The sequence below is a fragment of the Aestuariivivens sediminis genome (assembly GCF_022662105.1).
GTDB lineage: Bacteria > Bacteroidota > Bacteroidia > Flavobacteriales > Flavobacteriaceae > Aestuariivivens > Aestuariivivens sediminis.
In genome coordinates this window covers 48,541-66,644 of sequence record NZ_JAKMCP010000008.1, presented here as the reverse complement: position 1 = coordinate 66,644, position 18,104 = coordinate 48,541, and the positions used below count along the sequence as shown (strand labels likewise).

At 36.8% G+C, this 18,104-nt stretch carries 19 protein-coding genes; 10 read left to right on the top strand and 9 right to left on the bottom strand.

Features of this window, described 5'->3' with window-relative positions; genetic code table 11:
- Nucleotides 1-394 precede the first annotated feature (394 nt).
- From MR054_RS15480 to MR054_RS15470, 3 genes are all read left to right on the top strand, one after another.
- Nucleotides 395-1,891 (top strand): glycoside hydrolase family 30 protein, encoded by a 1,497-nt coding sequence (locus tag MR054_RS15480; protein ID WP_242158711.1) that lies wholly within the window; start codon nt 395-397, stop codon nt 1,889-1,891.
- 183 nt (nt 1,892-2,074) lie between these two features.
- Complete coding sequence (locus MR054_RS15475) at nt 2,075-2,683, top strand: hypothetical protein (protein WP_242158710.1); 609 nt, start codon at nt 2,075-2,077, stop codon at nt 2,681-2,683.
- A 43-nt stretch (nt 2,684-2,726) separates the two neighbouring features.
- Entirely contained in the window at nt 2,727-3,362 is a 636-nt protein-coding gene (locus tag MR054_RS15470; RefSeq protein ID WP_242158709.1) for a DinB family protein, read from the top strand.
- A gap of 196 nt (nt 3,363-3,558) precedes the next feature.
- Here the strand turns inward: MR054_RS15470 and MR054_RS15465 are convergent, their stop codons facing one another.
- Nucleotides 3,559-4,047: a hypothetical protein gene (locus MR054_RS15465; RefSeq protein WP_242158708.1), complete on the bottom strand. Its 489-nt coding sequence runs from the start codon at nt 4,045-4,047 to the stop codon at nt 3,559-3,561.
- A 539-nt stretch (nt 4,048-4,586) separates the two neighbouring features.
- Here MR054_RS15465 and MR054_RS16835 point away from each other — a divergent pair.
- A complete protein-coding gene (locus tag MR054_RS16835; RefSeq protein WP_420868352.1) occupies nt 4,587-4,688 on the top strand; it encodes a DUF418 domain-containing protein in 102 nt (33 codons plus the stop codon).
- A 304-nt stretch (nt 4,689-4,992) separates the two neighbouring features.
- Here MR054_RS16835 and MR054_RS15455 read toward each other — a convergent pair whose 3' ends face one another.
- Nucleotides 4,993-5,742 carry an alpha/beta hydrolase gene (locus MR054_RS15455; protein WP_242158706.1) on the bottom strand — a complete coding sequence of 250 codons (750 nt, stop codon included), beginning with the start codon at nt 5,740-5,742 and terminating at the stop codon, nt 4,993-4,995.
- Nucleotides 5,743-5,776: 34 nt separating this feature from the next.
- On the bottom strand, nt 5,777-6,655 hold the full coding sequence (locus MR054_RS15450; RefSeq protein WP_242158705.1) for an alpha/beta hydrolase: 879 nt from the start codon (nt 6,653-6,655) through the stop codon (nt 5,777-5,779).
- Nucleotides 6,656-6,770: 115 nt separating this feature from the next.
- Here MR054_RS15450 and MR054_RS15445 point away from each other — a divergent pair, with 115 nt between their 5' ends.
- Entirely contained in the window at nt 6,771-7,988 is a 1,218-nt protein-coding gene (locus MR054_RS15445; protein WP_242158704.1) for a hypothetical protein, read from the top strand.
- A gap of 114 nt (nt 7,989-8,102) precedes the next feature.
- A complete protein-coding gene (locus MR054_RS15440) occupies nt 8,103-8,573 on the top strand; it encodes a hypothetical protein (RefSeq protein WP_242082322.1) in 471 nt (156 codons plus the stop codon).
- Nucleotides 8,574-8,601: 28 nt separating this feature from the next.
- On the opposite strand, the gene MR054_RS15435 is transcribed toward MR054_RS15440, so the two are convergent.
- From MR054_RS15435 to MR054_RS15420, 4 genes are all read right to left on the bottom strand, one after another.
- Nucleotides 8,602-8,856: a hypothetical protein gene (locus MR054_RS15435; RefSeq protein ID WP_242158703.1), complete on the bottom strand. Its 255-nt coding sequence runs from the start codon at nt 8,854-8,856 to the stop codon at nt 8,602-8,604.
- A gap of 338 nt (nt 8,857-9,194) precedes the next feature.
- Entirely contained in the window at nt 9,195-10,484 is a 1,290-nt protein-coding gene (gene hemL / locus MR054_RS15430) for a glutamate-1-semialdehyde 2,1-aminomutase (RefSeq protein WP_242158702.1), read from the bottom strand.
- 9 nt (nt 10,485-10,493) lie between these two features.
- Nucleotides 10,494-11,294 (bottom strand): glucosaminidase domain-containing protein, encoded by an 801-nt coding sequence (locus MR054_RS15425; RefSeq protein WP_242158701.1) that lies wholly within the window; start codon nt 11,292-11,294, stop codon nt 10,494-10,496.
- The gene (locus MR054_RS15420) at nt 11,295-12,203 is read right to left on the bottom strand and encodes a 1-aminocyclopropane-1-carboxylate deaminase/D-cysteine desulfhydrase (RefSeq protein WP_242158700.1); all 909 of its coding nucleotides are present in this window, start codon (nt 12,201-12,203) and stop codon (nt 11,295-11,297) included.
- Nucleotides 12,204-12,300: 97 nt separating this feature from the next.
- On the opposite strand from MR054_RS15420, the gene MR054_RS15415 reads away from it, so the two are divergent.
- The 3 genes from MR054_RS15415 (at nt 12,301) to MR054_RS15405 (ending at nt 15,161) form a co-directional block, all read left to right on the top strand.
- Nucleotides 12,301-12,477: a C1orf53 family protein gene (locus MR054_RS15415; RefSeq protein ID WP_242082332.1), complete on the top strand. Its 177-nt coding sequence runs from the start codon at nt 12,301-12,303 to the stop codon at nt 12,475-12,477.
- 119 nt (nt 12,478-12,596) lie between these two features.
- Nucleotides 12,597-13,166: a DUF4136 domain-containing protein gene (locus MR054_RS15410; RefSeq protein ID WP_242082334.1), complete on the top strand. Its 570-nt coding sequence runs from the start codon at nt 12,597-12,599 to the stop codon at nt 13,164-13,166.
- Between the two features lie 234 nt (nt 13,167-13,400).
- The gene (locus MR054_RS15405; protein ID WP_242158699.1) at nt 13,401-15,161 is read left to right on the top strand and encodes an aromatic amino acid hydroxylase; all 1,761 of its coding nucleotides are present in this window, start codon (nt 13,401-13,403) and stop codon (nt 15,159-15,161) included.
- A 64-nt stretch (nt 15,162-15,225) separates the two neighbouring features.
- Here the strand turns inward: MR054_RS15405 and MR054_RS15400 are convergent, their stop codons facing one another.
- The gene (locus MR054_RS15400) at nt 15,226-15,975 is read right to left on the bottom strand and encodes an enoyl-CoA hydratase/isomerase family protein (protein WP_242158698.1); all 750 of its coding nucleotides are present in this window, start codon (nt 15,973-15,975) and stop codon (nt 15,226-15,228) included.
- Nucleotides 15,976-16,080: 105 nt separating this feature from the next.
- On the opposite strand from MR054_RS15400, the gene MR054_RS15395 reads away from it, so the two are divergent.
- The gene (locus MR054_RS15395; RefSeq protein ID WP_242082340.1) at nt 16,081-16,386 is read left to right on the top strand and encodes a rhodanese-like domain-containing protein; all 306 of its coding nucleotides are present in this window, start codon (nt 16,081-16,083) and stop codon (nt 16,384-16,386) included.
- Between the two features lie 756 nt (nt 16,387-17,142).
- Here MR054_RS15395 and MR054_RS15390 read toward each other — a convergent pair.
- On the bottom strand, nt 17,143-18,102 hold the full coding sequence (locus MR054_RS15390; RefSeq protein WP_242158697.1) for a GSCFA domain-containing protein: 960 nt from the start codon (nt 18,100-18,102) through the stop codon (nt 17,143-17,145).
- Nucleotides 18,103-18,104 lie beyond the last annotated feature (2 nt).

The following is an 18,104-nucleotide window of genomic DNA, read 5'->3' as shown; positions in this document are numbered from 1 at the left end:
TGACGACCACGTATGACTTCTATGCGATATCTGATTATCTGGTGCATTAAAAACCTTCGTAATTATACGAACTTCTAATTTAAATATCTCTTTAAAACTTAGTTGAAGTAGAAAGTCATATCAAAACGTGCTTATATCAAAAGCTTGACGTTTTGGGGATTTTGGGTTTCATTTTAGGTTTCTGGTATTTAAAATAGGGTCCAAAATAGGGTAAAACGGCGTGCTGAACTTCCACTCTTTTACTATTAAAGTGGGAGCTAGAACAAAACATAAAATACGTTGTTAGGTTTTGCTCCCGTATTTGGTTCATTATTATTACCTTTAAGATGTATTATCAGGAGAAACGCATACACCCCGTTTTAAAATAAACTGTTCGGATTAAAAAAAATACATTATGAATTACAAAATCACCACCCTGCTTTTATGTATGAGCTTATTAGGCTGTAAAAAAATCGATAATTCAAATCCGCCCAATGACACCAGCACCGATGTAATTACAGATTCTGTGGTCCCTAAGGTATTAGGAAAAGAATCCGTGGTCTATACCACGGCAGACAACACGTCATTTCGACTCACAGAAACGGCTAAAGAAACCTTCATAAAGCAAGAACAGCCTTTGGAAAATGAAGTTTGTGTTTTTGTTAATCCAAACCAATCATTTCAATCCTTTCTTGGAATTGGAGGCGCCATAACAGATGCAGCGGCAGAAGTGTTTTCACAACTCCCCCCCGATAAGCAGAATGCGCTTTTAACCGCCTACTATGATAAAGAACAAGGAATAGGGTATTCGCTTTGTCGTACCCCAATACACAGTAGTGACTTTAGTAGTGAAAGCTTTACTTATATTGAGGAAGGGGATAAGGCATTGAAGACCTTTAGCATTGATCATGACAAAACCTATAGAATTCCATTGATAAAGAGAGCTATTGAAACGGCGGGCGGTCATTTACTGCTTTATGCCAGTCCATGGAGTCCACCTGCTTTTATGAAGAGTAACAATAACATGCTTCATGGAGGAAAATTGTTACCCGAATATTTTGACGCATGGGCCCGATACTATGCAAAATTCATCAAGGCTTATGAGGCAGAAGGGATGCCAATTTGGGGGATTACTATTCAAAACGAACCTATGGCCGTACAACGCTGGGAATCCTGTATTTACACTGCCGAAGAAGAACGTGATTTCCTAAAAAACCACCTCGGACCAACCTTGGAACGGGAAGGTCTAGGTGACAAAAACATTGTAGTTTGGGATCACAACAGAGATCTTATTAACCATCGGGCAAATACCATTTTTGAAGATCCTGAAGCAGCAAAATATGCATGGGGTATTGGTTTTCACTGGTATGAAACCTGGGCCGGTGGCGATCCCATGTTTTCAAATCCAGGCCATATTAAAGAATCTTTTCCTTCCAAAAACCTGTTATTTACGGAAGGGTGTCAGGAAGGATTTAGATCGGATAGATACCAGTATTGGAAACATGCTGAGCGTTACGGAAGGTCCATGATCAATGATTTTAACCAGGGAACGGTTGGATGGACCGATTGGAATATCTTGTTAAATCAAAATGGAGGTCCTAATCATGTAGGGAATTATTGCTTTGCTCCCATCCATGGAGATACGGAAACCAAAGCATTAATTTATACCCCTACCTATTATTACATTGGACACTTTTCTAAATTTATTCGCCCCGGGGCAAAAAGAATTAGTACCGTGAGCAGTCGAAGCCACTTACTGAGTACTTCTTTTATGAATGAAGATAACAGTTTGATCAACGTCATCATGAATCAAAGTGACAAACCGATAGATTATAAACTTTATATAGGTAATGATACGGGAATTTCCATTAATATTCCGGCCCATGCCATTCAAACCGTTGTAACGCCTTAGACCTTAAACCCTCAAATGCACGAAGTATGGTTATGCTTAACGCGTCAGCCACACTTTTGATTCTTATGCAAAACAGGGTGTTGCATTGATAAATTGAAAAATCAGTTAGGTGCTATTATTTTGTCTCCATTCATTCTATTTAAAACCTAAATGAATTATCATTATATTTAATGGAGAAATAGAATGGTGATTAAAATCACGGTGTTCATATCTGTAGTACATCCTATCATGAAAATACTGTTTCAAACATGTATTCTGATCCTAATCACTTCATGTGGTTCATTAATGATACCACCAGACCTGGTTTTTGAACAAAAATTTAACGAATGCACAAACGAAAAGTATATTCAACTGGCTGGACGAACCCTACCAAAAGATACACTGTTATTCAAAAAGACGCATATCCATAATTTACTGGAGAACAAACTGATTGTAGATGGGTTTTTGGAAGAAATAAGTAAAAAGGGCTACTTAAATTTACTTGATAAAAGTATGACCACAGAATTCTTTCATGGGTTTGAAAATGAAATTGGATTTGACCCCTATTTTTTATTCCCTGAAAACGCGTTTATCTCGTGTTACAGTATTCTGGATGACAAACTAAATTTATTTGATGAAAATAGTTGGCAGTTCAGATTTGTTCATGCGTATAACCAGTACGAAGCCCATGGCGATATGGATATCAAAAGTCCCTATTTAAAGGCTGCATTAGAGAAAATACCAGAAATAAAATTTCAGAATATTATTTACAGAAAACTATTTTTAGATTTAATTTATAAATATTATAACTGAAAAACCCAGTAATAATGTGAGGTATGGTCTGTCGCTGGGATGAATGTTTAAAATAGCCATAAAGGGAGAACATCGATTTACGATCCGTATTGGTATGGTTTTAATTTCTAGATCGGCATTCCATCCAATACCTCTTCAATACTATATCATGAATATCAATACCATTATCAGACAGTACGATTTTAACCTTGAATATGCAAAAGTTCTTATACACGATCTCAGCGAAGAACAGATGACCATTGTTCCTGCAATTGGACTGGACAATCACCCGGCTTTTACCATTGGGCATTTAATATCCGGAAGTGCCGATTTAGCCAGAGATTTGGGGGCATCATTTGAAATGCCCGATGCATGGGCTGCCTTATTTGTGAGACAAGGTCCTGGCGATCCGAGAAAACCTGATCCTGATAAAAACAAATATCCATCAAAATTAGTATTGATCAACGAACTTGAAAAACAACACAACAAGGTAAAGCAACTCTTGACGGAAGTTGATAAACATAAATTGAAGAAACCATTATCCTGGCGTTTCAGTAATTTCATGCCGACCTTGGGAGATGTGGTTACATTTATGTGTATTAATCACGAATCCATGCATCTGGGTCAATTAGCAGCATGGAGAAGATCCATGGGTTTGGAGTCGGCTCTTGCTTTGGTGAAACACAACAACAAAAACTAATGATTGGGTTCTCCATCGTTCTCATTTTTACATATTTCGGACTTAAAAGATGACATCTCTCCCTATAACGTCCTATGATAAAGTTAAGCGCAAAGGCTACTACCAGCCACGAAAAAAATAGTAATGGAGGCGCCACTCAAATGTAAAAAGCCACTCTAATCGAGTGGCTTTTTAATGGGGACATTTGCTATTAATCTTATAGGATTTCATGAGGGTTAAAGTTCGCCGGTAAATACGGTTTGGTATCAAAATCCAGCATCACCTCTTCCTCCGGTTCATATAATTCTATGGTAGTCCAGTCCAAATCATGTAATTTTTTTAAGGGATTAAAATCTTTGGGAAGGTAATGTTTGGTATCAAAATCAATCTTAACATCTTCCTCAATTTCATACAACGCTATGGTATTCCAGTCTAAATCTCCTAAACCTTTTAAAGGATTAAAATCTTTGGGAAGGAATTGTTTTGTGTCAAAATCTATGTTTACGTCTTCCTCCAGTTCATAAACAAAAACATCTTCTATTTTAACAGGCTGCACCGCTACATGTTTGGCGGTACTAAATAATATATTACAATCTTCAACACTGGTTTCATTACATTCAACGTTTAACAAACGTGATTCTGAGTTCAACGACGCCGCTGATAGGGTTATTAACAGCATGGCACAAAGTGTAGTTAATGATTTCATCTCTGTTGTTTTATTTGATTTGCTTAACAAAGTTACTACAGACCAGAAATAATGATGCTGTGCTTATGAAAGGTTTAACACAACTTATGAAAGTTTAACACAAATACACTTAATTTATATTTTCTTTAAGAATAATTACATGAGTTACTGGATAAAACAAGATCACTATCAGGTCGATTTTGCAGCCCGATGGCCCTTAACACCTTGAAAATATGCCTGTTTCTAAATAAATTTCTTTGTATTTATGAAAATCTAACTGTTTTCATTGAAAAATATTCTATAAAAATGCCGTTAGATTCTTTGAATTAGAGCATTTAATAGATGAGTGAGGTATTAGGGTTGTATTGAATATTTCATGGAACATTAGGTAATGGTTTCCAACGGCTTTATCTGCTTTATAGCGGTCTAAAGTAAATATACGTTTATTTCAGACCCTCCTGTTTACTACACTATTCTATGGCTACGGATAAGGAAAAGGTTTAGACACTGGCCCATTCGGAGTAACCCTCTATGCCATCCTGTTCTTTACGCTTCAAATCGTGGCCTGCAATTGGTGGGCACGATATTTTCGATTCGGTCCAGTAGAATGGATATGGCGTTGTATTTCCTATAGGTCCCCGGTGTCCATAAAACGACAATAACCTTCTGAACATGGCTTTTTCTGAAATGAATCCAATGAAGAGAAAGTAGCTGATTCCCTCTTATTGTAAAAAACAAAAACCCGATAAGGACTTACCGGGTTTTCACTAACTAACCAACTAAACTAAATTTATTTACTAACAAAACTTTTAATCAATATGAAATGATTTTCTAATGCTATGTTGTATAAAATTACAATACAAAGAGACGTAATTTTTTTAACATGAAAAACTAATTTAGAAATGTTTAACAACCCCTCTTAAAAATTTATATTTTTTTTAAGAATTTCGGTATGACCCTATGTTCTCAAGGCAGTACAGTTTCAATGTTGGACCAATACATCTCAAAATCTGCCAGGTTGTTATGCTGTCCGCCTGTAACAGGGATAAAGGTAGTTAGCGACTCCGGCGCCATGTCGACTAACTGTTTAGCAGAATCAAACGGAACAACTTCATCGTCCGTACCATGAAATATGGTAATGGGACAGGCCACCTCCTGGATATATTTGTAACTGGGAAAAGCATACTTCAATAATACATCCACCGGGAAAATGGGAAACCTCTGTTTTGCAACATCTACCATGCTATAGTACGGCGTTTCTAGTATGAGCTGATAAGGACTGTGTTTTGATGCCAGGTAGGTGGCCAAACATGTTCCCAAAGAACGACCATATAAGCTAATACGCTGTTCATCATAATGTGCTTTAACATAGTCATAAAATAATTCGGCATCCGTATAAAACCTATCATGTTTTAATTTTCCCGTACTTTTACCATAGGTTCGATAATCCATTATCACGACATCGTAACCCCTTTTTACAAAAAGTTCGGCAATGGTACCCCACCGGGAGAGGTCGCCGGCATTGCCATGAAAATACAAGATAACCCCTTTGGGCTGCTCCACCTTAAAATGGATGGCATTAAGTCGTGCATCATCATTGGTATTAAGAAACAATTCCTCAAAATTATAGTCGAATTGATATTGGTAGTCCTGCTCTAGTGTAGTTGACAAAAACAATAACTTCTCTTGTAAAACATATAACGATGTTAATATCATTATATAAAGGGTAATACAGCCAAAAGCTATCTTTTTAAGCCTTCGTTTTAGGGGTTTTGGAACTGTGTTTAACATGGATGCTCGTGGTTGACAAATCGATTTCCTGCGGTTTTGTATTTAAAATATCATGAATCATTTTATGGTAGGATTCAAAATTATTCAGGTTTTTATGCCCTCCACCTATCACGGTATGAAGTTGTGTTCGTTTAGGATTCACTTTCGACAATTTTATACTGGTCTTATAAGGTATCAGTTTATCGTTTGTACCATGAATAATGTGAATAGGACACCTTACATACTTTAACCATTTGTAAGTGGGCAAAGGATATTTCATCAATAACGATAACGGCATAAAGGGGATGTAACGGGCCGTAACTTTGGTCAGGCTGTAATACGGAGCATCCAGAATAAGCATTTTAGGATTGTTCATTGATGCCAGTTTTGCTGCAAACCCCGAGCCCAAAGAACGTCCATAAAGAATAATCCGGTCCTCTGTAGTATGCTCCCTAATTTTATTATAGACCTCCTGTAAATCTCTTTTAAGGGCCTTATGGGTCCGCTTACCGGTACTTTTCCCAAATCCTCTGTAATCTACCATTAAAACATTATATTGATGTCTCGTAAAATCTACGGCAAACTTCCCCCAGCCCTTGATACTTTTAGAGTTTCCCTTAAGGTAAAGCACGATACCTCTTGATTCCCCCTTGGGCTTAAACAAAACACCATTAATTAAAGCACCATCCCGAGTTTCAAGATTATATTCTTTAATGTCTTGATTTTCATAGTAGAACTCGAAATCCTTCGATAACTTTTCCGGCTTGAACAACATATAATCCTGCAAATAGTACAATGCTATACTAATTCCTATGTATAGTATTACCAGAATAATGAGTATGTGTAACCAAATTGGCATGCTTAACCTCGTTAAAATACTAAGATACAAAAATGGTCAACGCATTAACCCGGCTTTTACAAGGTAATTTTTTTACAAGGTATTATATGAATAAAAGTTTATTTAATTTTACGCGATGTCAAAAAGAATATGTTTTATTGTCATTTGTATTTGCACACACATTACCTATGGTCAGATAAAAGACCATTTACCCTTTAAAAATGGAATAGAAAAACCAAATATTTTGGCTACACACCATTTTGGTATGTTTAGTTCAAGAATTGAGCAAAACCTCAAAATAACGCCTCCAAAAACCATTGTATTTGCTTTCAATTACTCGAGTGGTAATACTTTTCATCCTTTTGTTGAAGCCTATTTCCCAAAGGATCCAACAGTTAGAAAAGAATTAAGTCAAGTGGTCTGGCACAGTAGAAAATTCAATTTTATAGACCAGGAATCCACACCAGCCGATTATTTAAACATCGTTGTCGATGCAGTTATTAAGGAATTTAGACTCAATTTTAATATTCCCATGAGTAGACATCATGAACTCGGTATTTCCCTGAGGTCCTATTTAATTACAAAAGGGAAGTATCCATTTTCAATATTTACTAACGATGAAGCCATTGAGTGGTTTCACAGCACAATTTGGGGAGGAGAGGACCCTTATGGCAGAAGATATTATGGGCTAAATCAGGTAAACTTTGAATATAATGACCGCCATGGCAATCACCTTGCATTACATCAGAACGACTTTTTTATTAGTGGCATAGAATTAAACCATTACTACTACCCTGCTTTTTTAACCCACACCTCAAAGCAGTTGTATTTTAATATGGGTACCCATTTGGGGATTAATACCACTAGGTTTAATCCTTCCATTGATTTTGGTATGTCGTTCACCGGAATTAAAAAAATCTTCCTGAATACCAATAAAGTGCTGCATGTCGGAGCTGGTGCAGGTCTTCTTCGCAAAAATATGATCAATTTTAAAGAGGTGGTCGACCTGGGGACCAATAGGTTTTTAGCCACTATTGATGCTAATATTGAATTCACTAAATATACCCTAAAAAATCATTTCCATGCCTTTAGTGCGAACTACCATATCCAATCCAGATATAACAAATTAGAAGAAGCCGATTATTACAAATTATTGGGAAAGTGGAAAGAAATTAATGGCGGTTGGCAGCACGGGGTTGAAAAATTATACAAAGCTTTATCCGATTGGACCTTCATATATACCTATGGGAGCTCAAATTTTAAACTATCCCTATACTTTAAAGAAGATTTTCTGGTGAATAACGCCCCTGATTTTCAAACAGGAATTGGTTTACAAATCCCCATTTCAAAGTAATTTCATAGAACTTCAGGGTTCATGATTCCGTTAAAAATCCGTTAAATTTTTTAAGTCATTAAACCATTACTCCCTATAGAAGTCTTAGAGATATACCATTTAAAATTTAACAGTATGAAAACGTTTTTAGTAATAGTCCTGGCCGCTGCGACACTTCAAATTACGGCACAACAACCAAGACAAGAAGGGCCTAAAGATCACGAAAGAATGATGAATCTTTCAGCTGAGGAAATGGCGAACCTGCAGACCAAAAAAATGACCCTTCGTTTAGATTTGAACGATAAGCAGCAAAAAGAGATCTACGCCATGAATTTAGAAAATGCCAAAGTTAGAAAAGCCCATATGGCAGCGCGCAAAGCTCAACGAGAATCCGGTAATGCGGAAAGACCATCACAAGAGCAGCGTGTGGAAATGATGAATGCCATGTTAGACCATAAAATTGAAATGAAAGAAAAAATGAAAACGATTTTGAATGAGGAGCAGTTTGCAAAATGGGAAAAAGCTCAGGCTAAAATGGAACATAAAAAACGGTCTGGTTTAAAAGGAAAAGGTGAAAAAAGGGGTGAACGAATGAAAAAAGAATAACGATTTAGTTTAGTTTGATTGATTATAGTTAGTAAGAGGCATCTCCACAGTTGGGATGCCTCTTCTTTGTACTAAATTTGTGGCGATTACTCCTTATTCGCATCATCCAAGTTTGAAAAGGCATAGCTTCATTGTTCAATTGAAACACATTGCCTAAAGATTGATGATGATACCCTTTTCTAACCATTCGATTAAATTTTTCAGTACTCATGGCAGCCATATTTTCTTTCCCCCCTTTTCTATCTGAAGCCAACATATCCAAAACAATGAGATCAGGAAACAAATCATTGTTAATAACTGCCAGATCGGTACCTATACATCCTATTCTTGGAGATATGCTTGAACTGATTTAAAATGGTATTGGTAGAGGTCGCGTCCTGATTATTCAAGTATAATAAATCTAATGGTCATAATTTTATATTGTGAATCCAAGAGAATAAAACGAAATTACTTTAATATGCTAAATATCAATTAATAAAACTGCAAAATTGACCAAACCCCAATGCAGCCGTTAGCAGTCCTAAAATTAATGCTTGAAAATTGTTAGTATACTATGAATGGATCATTTTGTGCCATTTCCCATGCCATTCATAACCGAAGTCTCCCTGAAAACCGATATAATTATTTAAAATCCTTTACAGCGGAGGCCACAGATGCAATTGTTACATCCAGGTCTTCGTAACTAAGGGCATCACATATAAACCAGGTTTCAAAAGCACTGGGAGCAATATAAACCCCATTATTTAACATTCCATGGAAAAATGCCTTAAACATATCATTATTACCCTTTGCGGCAGTGTCGAAATCGGTAACAGCAGTATCGTCAAAATGTACAGAAATCATAGAGCCCACTCTGTTAATTGTATGGGTAATTTTATTATCCATTAACACTTTAGACATGCCTTTATGCAAATAGGCCGTTTTTTCTTCAAGACGATCAAAAATACCAGGGTCATTGTGCAATGCGGTGAGCATAGTTAATCCTGCTGCCATGGCTAAAGGGTTTCCGCTTAATGTTCCGGCTTGGTAAACGGGTCCCAAAGGTGCCAAATGATTCATGATTTCATTTCTGGCTGCAAAAGCACCAACCGGTAATCCTCCACCAATAACTTTACCAAAACAGACAATATCTGCTTCAATATTAAAACGCTCTTGTGCGCCACCTCTGGCCAATCGGAAACCGGTCATCACCTCATCAAAAATCAATAGAATATCATGGGCATTGCATAAATCCCTTAAGGACTGTAAAAAACCCTCTTTGGGGGGTATGCAACCCATATTTCCAGCCACAGGTTCTATAATAATACAGGCTATTTGATTTTTATTAGCCGTAATAAGCTCTGATACGTGTTCAATATCATTATACCTGGCTAAAAGGGTGTCCTTGGCAGTACCCTGAGTTACTCCCGGACTGTTCGGAGTTCCAAAAGTTACCGCTCCACTACCGGCCTGAATTAAAAAAGAATCACTATGGCCATGATAACACCCGGCAAACTTTATAATCTTTTCTTTTTTTGTAAATCCTCTGGCTAGACGCACTGCACTCATACAGGCTTCCGTACCAGAATTAACGAATCGTATTTTATCAATGTGAGGGACCATGGATACCGCTAAGGATGCTATTTGTGTTTCCAGTTCGGTTGGTGTTCCAAAGGACGTCCCCTTTTTTGCGCGTTCAATGACGGCATCAACCACAGGTTGATAGGCATGTCCTAAAATCATGGGACCCCAGGAATTGATGTAATCAATGAACCGATTACCATCTTCATCGTACAGATAAGCGCCTTTGGCCTCCTTTAAAAAAATGGGAGTACCGCCAACACTTTTGAATGCCCTTACCGGTGAGTTCACCCCACCGGGTATTACTTGTTCAGCTTGTGCGAATAATGCGCTGCTTCGTTTATAAATCATAATATCACTTTACAATTGTATGAGTAGAATTTGACCAATACTTAATATATTATCCTTCAATCCATTTATTTTTCTTAGCGTTTCCACCGTGGTATCATATTTCTTTGAAATGGAATATAAGGTATCCCCCTTGATTACTGTGTGCCTAATTTGACTTTCCGCAACTTGAACTGAAGGTTCTGATTCTAAAACGAAATTTTCTCTATCATACTGATAAAGCCGGTAGCGTTCAATCAAATCGATCAATTTTTGGGGATACCTTCTATCCGTGGCATATCCAGCAGTTCTTAACCCTTTGGCCCATGCTTTATAATCGAACTTGTCTAAATCGAATAAAAAAGCATAGCGCTTGCGTTCGGCCAAAAACAAGGAGTGGTCCCTAAAGGAATATTTGGCATCATTGTATTTTCTGAAACATTCCTGAGAACGGTCATCATCATGATAAATCTTTTTACCAGTCCAGTCGTGGCACTTAATTCCAAAATGATTATTTGCCTCAATAGAAAGCCTTCCCCGACCTGAACCGGATTCTAATATGCCCTGAGCCAATGTAATACTGGCCGGAATATGGTACAGTTCCATTTCCCTTTTTGCTATTTCTTTATAGGTATCAATATAAGCCTCGGTTGCACTGGCATATGTTTTAGTGACTCCGGGGCGTTCCCCCACTACTGTTGTGTTGTCCTCAACTTGGTCTCGGGCAGTTTCCGTTTTTCGTTCTGTAGACGGCCTTTGAGTAATGACTCTTTTTTTAGAACCACAACTATATATTAAAATACTTATAAAAAATAAGGCAATGATAGGTTTCATTTATATGTCAATTAATGGCAAATTCTTTTTCTTTAAATGGGTATTCATCCCCAATATACCCTGCAATCCTCCTGTATGAATGGCCAAAACTCTCGATCCGTTCGGGAAAGCCCCTTTATCTATAAGGTCCATAACACCAAACATCATTTTACCCGTATAAATTGGATCTAAAGGCACACTATACGCGCTCGAAAACGTATTAATAAACGACACCAAGGCTTCATTTATTTTTGCATAACCGCCAAAATGGTAGTCATTTACCAGAGTCCAATTGGATTTCCTTGCAAATTTACTAATATCTTTATGCAAAAAAGAACCTTTTAATGCAGGAAAACCCAAAACTTGTTGACCGGGTTTTGAACAATTAATAAGACCAGAGATTGTTCCACCTGTACCAACCGAAACACATATGTAACTAAAATCCTTATCCGTTTCACTTAATATTTCCTCACATCCTTTTACAGCCAAGGCATTAGTACCACCTTCAGGAATTAAGTAAAATTTACCAAAGTCATGCATGAGGGCATTCAAAAAAGAATCTGACATTTTATTCCTATAGTCTTCCCTTGACACGAACTTAAACTGCATCCCACATGCTTTTGCAAAGTGTAATGTTGGATTATGTTCGATCCGGGTACTCAACTCATGTCCTCTTATAACTCCAACGGTTTTAAAACCCAAAACCTGACCTGCCGACGCCAAAGCTGCAATGTGATTGGAATACGCTCCTCCAAAGGTCAATAGGGTCTTGCACCGTAAATCCTCAGCTTCTTTAAGATTATATTTTAATTTTCTGAATTTATTGCCAGAAACGAAATCATGCAGTTTATCTTCCCGTTTAACATATAATTCTATACCCCTGTTCGGAATTTTTATCTGTTGATTTATGCTCTGTTTTAACGGAATCATTATAATTGCTAAGATACTTTAAAAACTTTTTTATGTCTTTATTAAACACATTACTTTATAGATTACTTCATTTGAATTTGCATTATCTTTGTATGAGATGAAAAAGATAGTCCCTATTGAAGAAGGCGATTTTTATTGGACACCCGAAGGTTATCGGTGTTTTACAGAACAATACCATTTGAAACGTGGCTATTGTTGTGAAAGTAATTGTAGGCATTGTCCATACGGCTTTGACCCGACCAAAGGATTTGAAGGCAGAAAAAAATCGATTTGAGGTTACTAATTTACCGTTTATCTCTTGGTTTTGACTTAAACAGTTGGTATGATTATTGATGCTTTAAGTTAAAAAGTGGTTTTAAATGCAACCTTGAAATAACCCTAAAAAATTGCATTATGAATAAATTATTAAAAACATTACCGCTATTAGCATTAGTAATAATGCTGTCATCTTGTAGCTCGGTTCGGGTTGCAGCAGATTACGACAAGAATGCAAATTTCAATGACTACAAAACATTTGCCTTCTTTAAAACAGGTATTGACAAAGCTGAAATTAGTGATTTGGACAAGCGTAGAATTTTAAGAGCTATAGAAGCCGAATTATTGTCCAAAGGCTTTACTAAATCTGAAAATCCAGACCTTTTAATCAGCCTTTTTACAAAATCCCAACAACGTGTTGATGTATACAACAATGCATGGGGTTATGGCGCCTGGGGCTGGGGCGGTTGGGGACCCTGGGGTTGGGGTGGCTATGGACCCGGATGGGGATGGGGTTGGAACAATCCTTCCGTATCTACCAGCACACAAGGCACTTTGTACATAGACCTTATTGATGCCAAGAAAAAAGAATTGGTTTGGCAAGGAATGGGTACCGGTTATTTGAGTAAAAATGTGGAGAAAAAAGAAGAACGCATTAAAGAATTCGTGAACAATATTTTATCAAAATATCCCCCTGGAATCCAATAAGAATCCTATAATAAATTTATTAAAGCGACTTAGTGTAACGGTATGCAGATAACACTAAGTCGTTTTTTTATGATGTATATGCTACAATCGGCAATTGGAATCATTTTAATCATTCAACAAAAACAAAGTAATATTGACATTTACTTTTAAATGATTGCTTAAAAAATAGTGTTTTCACTGTATTATTCGTATTTTTATATGAGTCTATGTTAAAGTCATTATTACTAATTTCCCATGTCCAATACTTTTGAATCCAATACGATTTTAAATAAGTTACCTAAACATCTCAAACAGTTTATAAAACCCCAGAATTACAACGACTATTCGGCTATAGATCAAGCTGTTTGGCGCTATGTGATGCGGAAAAATGTTGACTTTTTAAAAACGGTTGCCCATGAATCATACTTACAGGGCTTGAAACAAACAGGCATATCCATAAACCATATTCCCAACATGTATGGTATGAACCGTATTCTGAAGGAAATTGGTTGGGCTGCAGTTGCGGTAGATGGTTTCATTCCTCCAAATGCCTTTATGGAATTTCAAGCTTATAACGTACTGGTCATTGCAAGTGACATTCGGCAATTGGAGCATATTGAATACACGCCGGCTCCAGATATTATTCATGAAGGCGCAGGACACGCTCCCATTATTGCCAATCCTGAATATGCAGAATACTTAAGGCGTTTTGGAGAAATTGGTAGTAAGGCCATTTCATCGGCTAAAGATTACGAATTGTATGAGGCCGTAAGGCACTTATCGATCATCAAAGAAGCCCCAAACTCTTCTGAAGAGGAAATTGCTTCCGCAGAGCTTAAGGTTGAAGAACTTCAGCAAAATATGGGCAAACCCAGTGAGATGGCCCTTATTAGAAATTTGCATTGGTGGACCGTTGAATATGGCTTGATAGGCACTATTGAAAACCCGAAAATTTACGGTGCCGGTTTATTATCCTCGATTGGTGAAAGTGCGTGGTGTATGACAGATGCTGTTAAAAAACTTCCCTATACCATTGATGCAGCTTATAAAGATTTCGATATAACCAAACCTCAGCCTCAATTATATGTCACACCGGATTTCGCTCATTTAAGTCTGGTTTTAGAGGAATTTGCGAATACCATGGCTCTGCGATGTGGTGGTCTTTCGGGTATAAAAAAACTTATCGATTCAAAAGCATTGGGATCCATTGAAATGAGTACTGGATTACAAATTTCAGGGGTTTTTACACATGTTATTGAAAATAATGGTAACCCCATATACGTTCAAACCTCAGGTGAAACAGCCTTGGCCTATAGAGAAAAGGAACTTGTCGGTCATGATATCAATGCCCATAAATCGGGATTTGGCTCGCCTATCGGAAAATTGAAAGGCATCAATTTAGCCATTGAAGATATGAGTCCACGAGACTTAGCGGCCTATCATATTTACGAAGAGAGAATCACCACCCTTGAATTTGAAGGCGGTATAACCGTTTCCGGTAAAATTATTACGGGCAAGCGCAACCTTAGAGGTAAAATTATTCTCATTAGTTTTACAGACTGCACCGTAACACATGGCAAAACTGTTCTATTTAAGCCTGAATGGGGTATTTACGACATGGCCATCGGCAAAGAAGTAGTCTCGGCCTTTTCTGGTCCGGCAGATCTAAATAGCTTTAATTTAATAACCCATGTCCCTTCCACCAAAACGATCCATGTGAAAAAATCTAATCGCCGTTTAGATTTGGAGGAGCTCTATCAACAAGTTCGAGATTACAGAGAAGGAAAAAACAGGAGTATTTCCAGAACCAAGGTTTTGGAACAGCTCATTGAAAAACACCCCAATGATTGGCTCCTGCCCGTGGAATTATATGAGCTGGCTTGTATAAGTAATGAAACGAAGTTATCCGAAGCGATACTGGAACACCTGGAACACCTAAAACAGCATAGACCTGAAGTTGGTAAGCTGATAGATGATGGAATCGGAATAATTGAAAAGGGAGCGATAATTAAGTAAAAAATATCAGGATATTGGCAATAAAACACCACTATAAAATTCGCAATAATAGTATAATCTCATCTTATTTAAACCGTTTTAATTTTTCTTTGGTGAATGCGCTCAGTACGAGCTTTCCACTTATTTTGGATCGCTCCAGAAGCAATTCGTTCCAATGGTCGGTACCTTCCCAAAACACTTGCTTCATTTGCTCTAAAGCCTCCGAATTGTAACCGCATAATTTTTCAGCCATTTCATGAATTGCTTCATCAAGTACTTCAGCAGAGTCAAAGACTTCAGCATACAAGCCCTTTTCTTTTGCCCATTCTGGAGTGTAAAAGGTTTCAGCATCAAGGGTCAATCGGGACATCGCGGTCTTCCCTATTCTTCTTGAAACAACAGGTTCTATTACAAAAGGCCCAATCCCAATACTTAATTCACTTAATTTAATAGCTGCGTACTGGGTAGCCAAACAGTAATCTGCTGCCGCAGCCAAGCCAACACCTCCACCCACAGCTTTTCCTTGCACCCTTGCTATAATTAACTTAGGACATTCCCGCATGGCATTTATGACCTGAGCAAATCCGGAAAAAAATTGGGTTCCCTTAACTTCATTGTCTATGGCAATAAGCTCTTTAAAACTCGCTCCGGCACAAAAGGTTCTATCACCACCGCTCTTCAAAACAACAACCTTAACCATTTTATTGGACCCCGCTTCACGGATAAACTGTACTAGCTTTTTAAGGTTTGCCGAGGGCATAGCATTGTGATCGGGATGAAAAAACTCGATGTACCCAACTTTATTTTTAATCTGAAGTGTTACGTAAGGCTGCATGCTAATTGTTAATTTACCGGGTTGAAGATACACAAAATTATTAGTAACTCTTGTTACACAGCCTTATTAAAAATTGAATGATCTTTGCATCAAATAAAATAAATTATGGGATTTTTTAATGCCCTTTTTGGCAACAAGGAACAAAGGATAAAAGATTTAAAACATAGAGGAGCCATCATTATTGATGTGCGTACCAGAGCAGAATATGGAGAAGGTGCTATTGAAGGTTCTAAAAATATACCGCTTCAAATATTAAGTACCAAAGTTGATGATATAAAAAAACTCAATAAACCCATTATTACCTGCTGTGCTTCAGGCATGCGTTCTGCCAGAGCAGCCTCTATTTTAAAACACCACGGAATTGAATCTTTTAATGGGGGTGGTTGGATGGCATTGAAACATATGTTATAGCCTAAAACAAAAAAACATTAGTTTCCTTCGACCTAAGAAGTCTAACTAATGTAATTTCTCATTTGATTAATAGCATAACAAATATAGGAGTTTTTTAAATATGTTATAATAATCCAATGTTAAGTAATTATTATATTAAATTATGCCTTCCGGCCTTTTGGACTGCCAAAAACCAGACACTATTCGGCCGGAATTAATGTCATTAAGAAAATATATTACCCAATTAAAACCCATTATGTCATGCCAAAGTTTAATTTATATTTTTTTTAATTAGACAAAAAAAAACACCAACCACTAAATAGAATTTAGTAATCGGTGTTTCTTATATGAACTGATTAATAGCATATTAAATTTACAATTAAAACTTATTCGAAACGCTTTTTTTCGATAAAATGGCATTTATAAAAGATTAAGCGCAATAACTAAGTTATTACGCCCAATCAAACAAATCTAAACAACAATATTATTTGTTTAAATTGAAGGCACATATGTTATTTGCATTATCTTTAAAATACATAAGACCCTCAATATCATCTACTTCGCACATTGCATCCTTGTCATGGATAACCATTTCATTTAAGATCTGACCCGTATTTTTATTTCCCTTAATCAAGGATATACCATCATCTACTTAAGTAAATAATAGCAAACCCGAACTGTTCCTTTATAACACTGAAATCAATCCGACGAAATACGTATATGTTTTAATTAGAGAGGAATTCCACTTTACCATTATCCAAAAGAATTTGAGGTTAATTAAAAAGTAATATGCGGGAATTGCTGTTGTAGAATATCCTTTTTGTTCTTTAAATCTTGAAGAAATTTTATGTGCGCTTTAGAATCCTGGGAAAACGGTTTATGCTTAAGCCCTTTTTGAACCCGATCAACGTCATCCATCGTATTATAGGCTTTTTCCGATATCCAGACCTGTTGAAATTTTTCCCAAATAATATTTACAGCCGTACTATTGGGGTGAATCATATCTTCTTTGTAAAAGCGATAGTCACGGAGTTCATCCATCATAATTTCATAAGATGGAAAATAATATAACCCTTCCGACTGTACCCGAGGTGAAAGCAATTGCCGGATGGCAGCAATTAAATGGGCTTTACTTTGTGTGTTTTCAATAAAGCCATCCTTTAAATGTCGTACTGGGGATACGGTGAATATGATGGTTACCCCTGGGTTTATCGATTTTACTAAATCAGTCACAAAATGTAATGTCTTTGTTATGGTTTCTATCAACAAAAGTTCTTTTTTAAACTGCTTTTGGGGTAATTTGTGACAATTAGCTACAATCCTATCGGTTTCAATAAACCGATATACCCAAGCTGTTCCCAAGGTGATGACCAAATGGCTTGCCGTTCTAAGCATTTGATGGGTAATATGGATTTGCGCATTCAAATCCATGAGTAATTTCTCCTTTGAGGTGGCACTCAATTTGGAATGCGAATCAAAACAATGCCATTGATGGTCGTGTAAAAAGATATCGGTTTCCAAATATAGGTTCTTACTAAAGGCCTTAGCTAATAAAGTTTCAATAGCTTTAGGATGAAATAGAATTCCAAAAGGGTTCTGAAGGTTTTGAAACTTATAATACGACAGTTTTTCTCCTATATGTTCGACAAAACATGATCCTAATAATAAGACATTGGCAGTATAGTCTATTAGATGATGAGATTGTTTTTCTAATGGTATTTTGGTTTGAAGTTTCATCA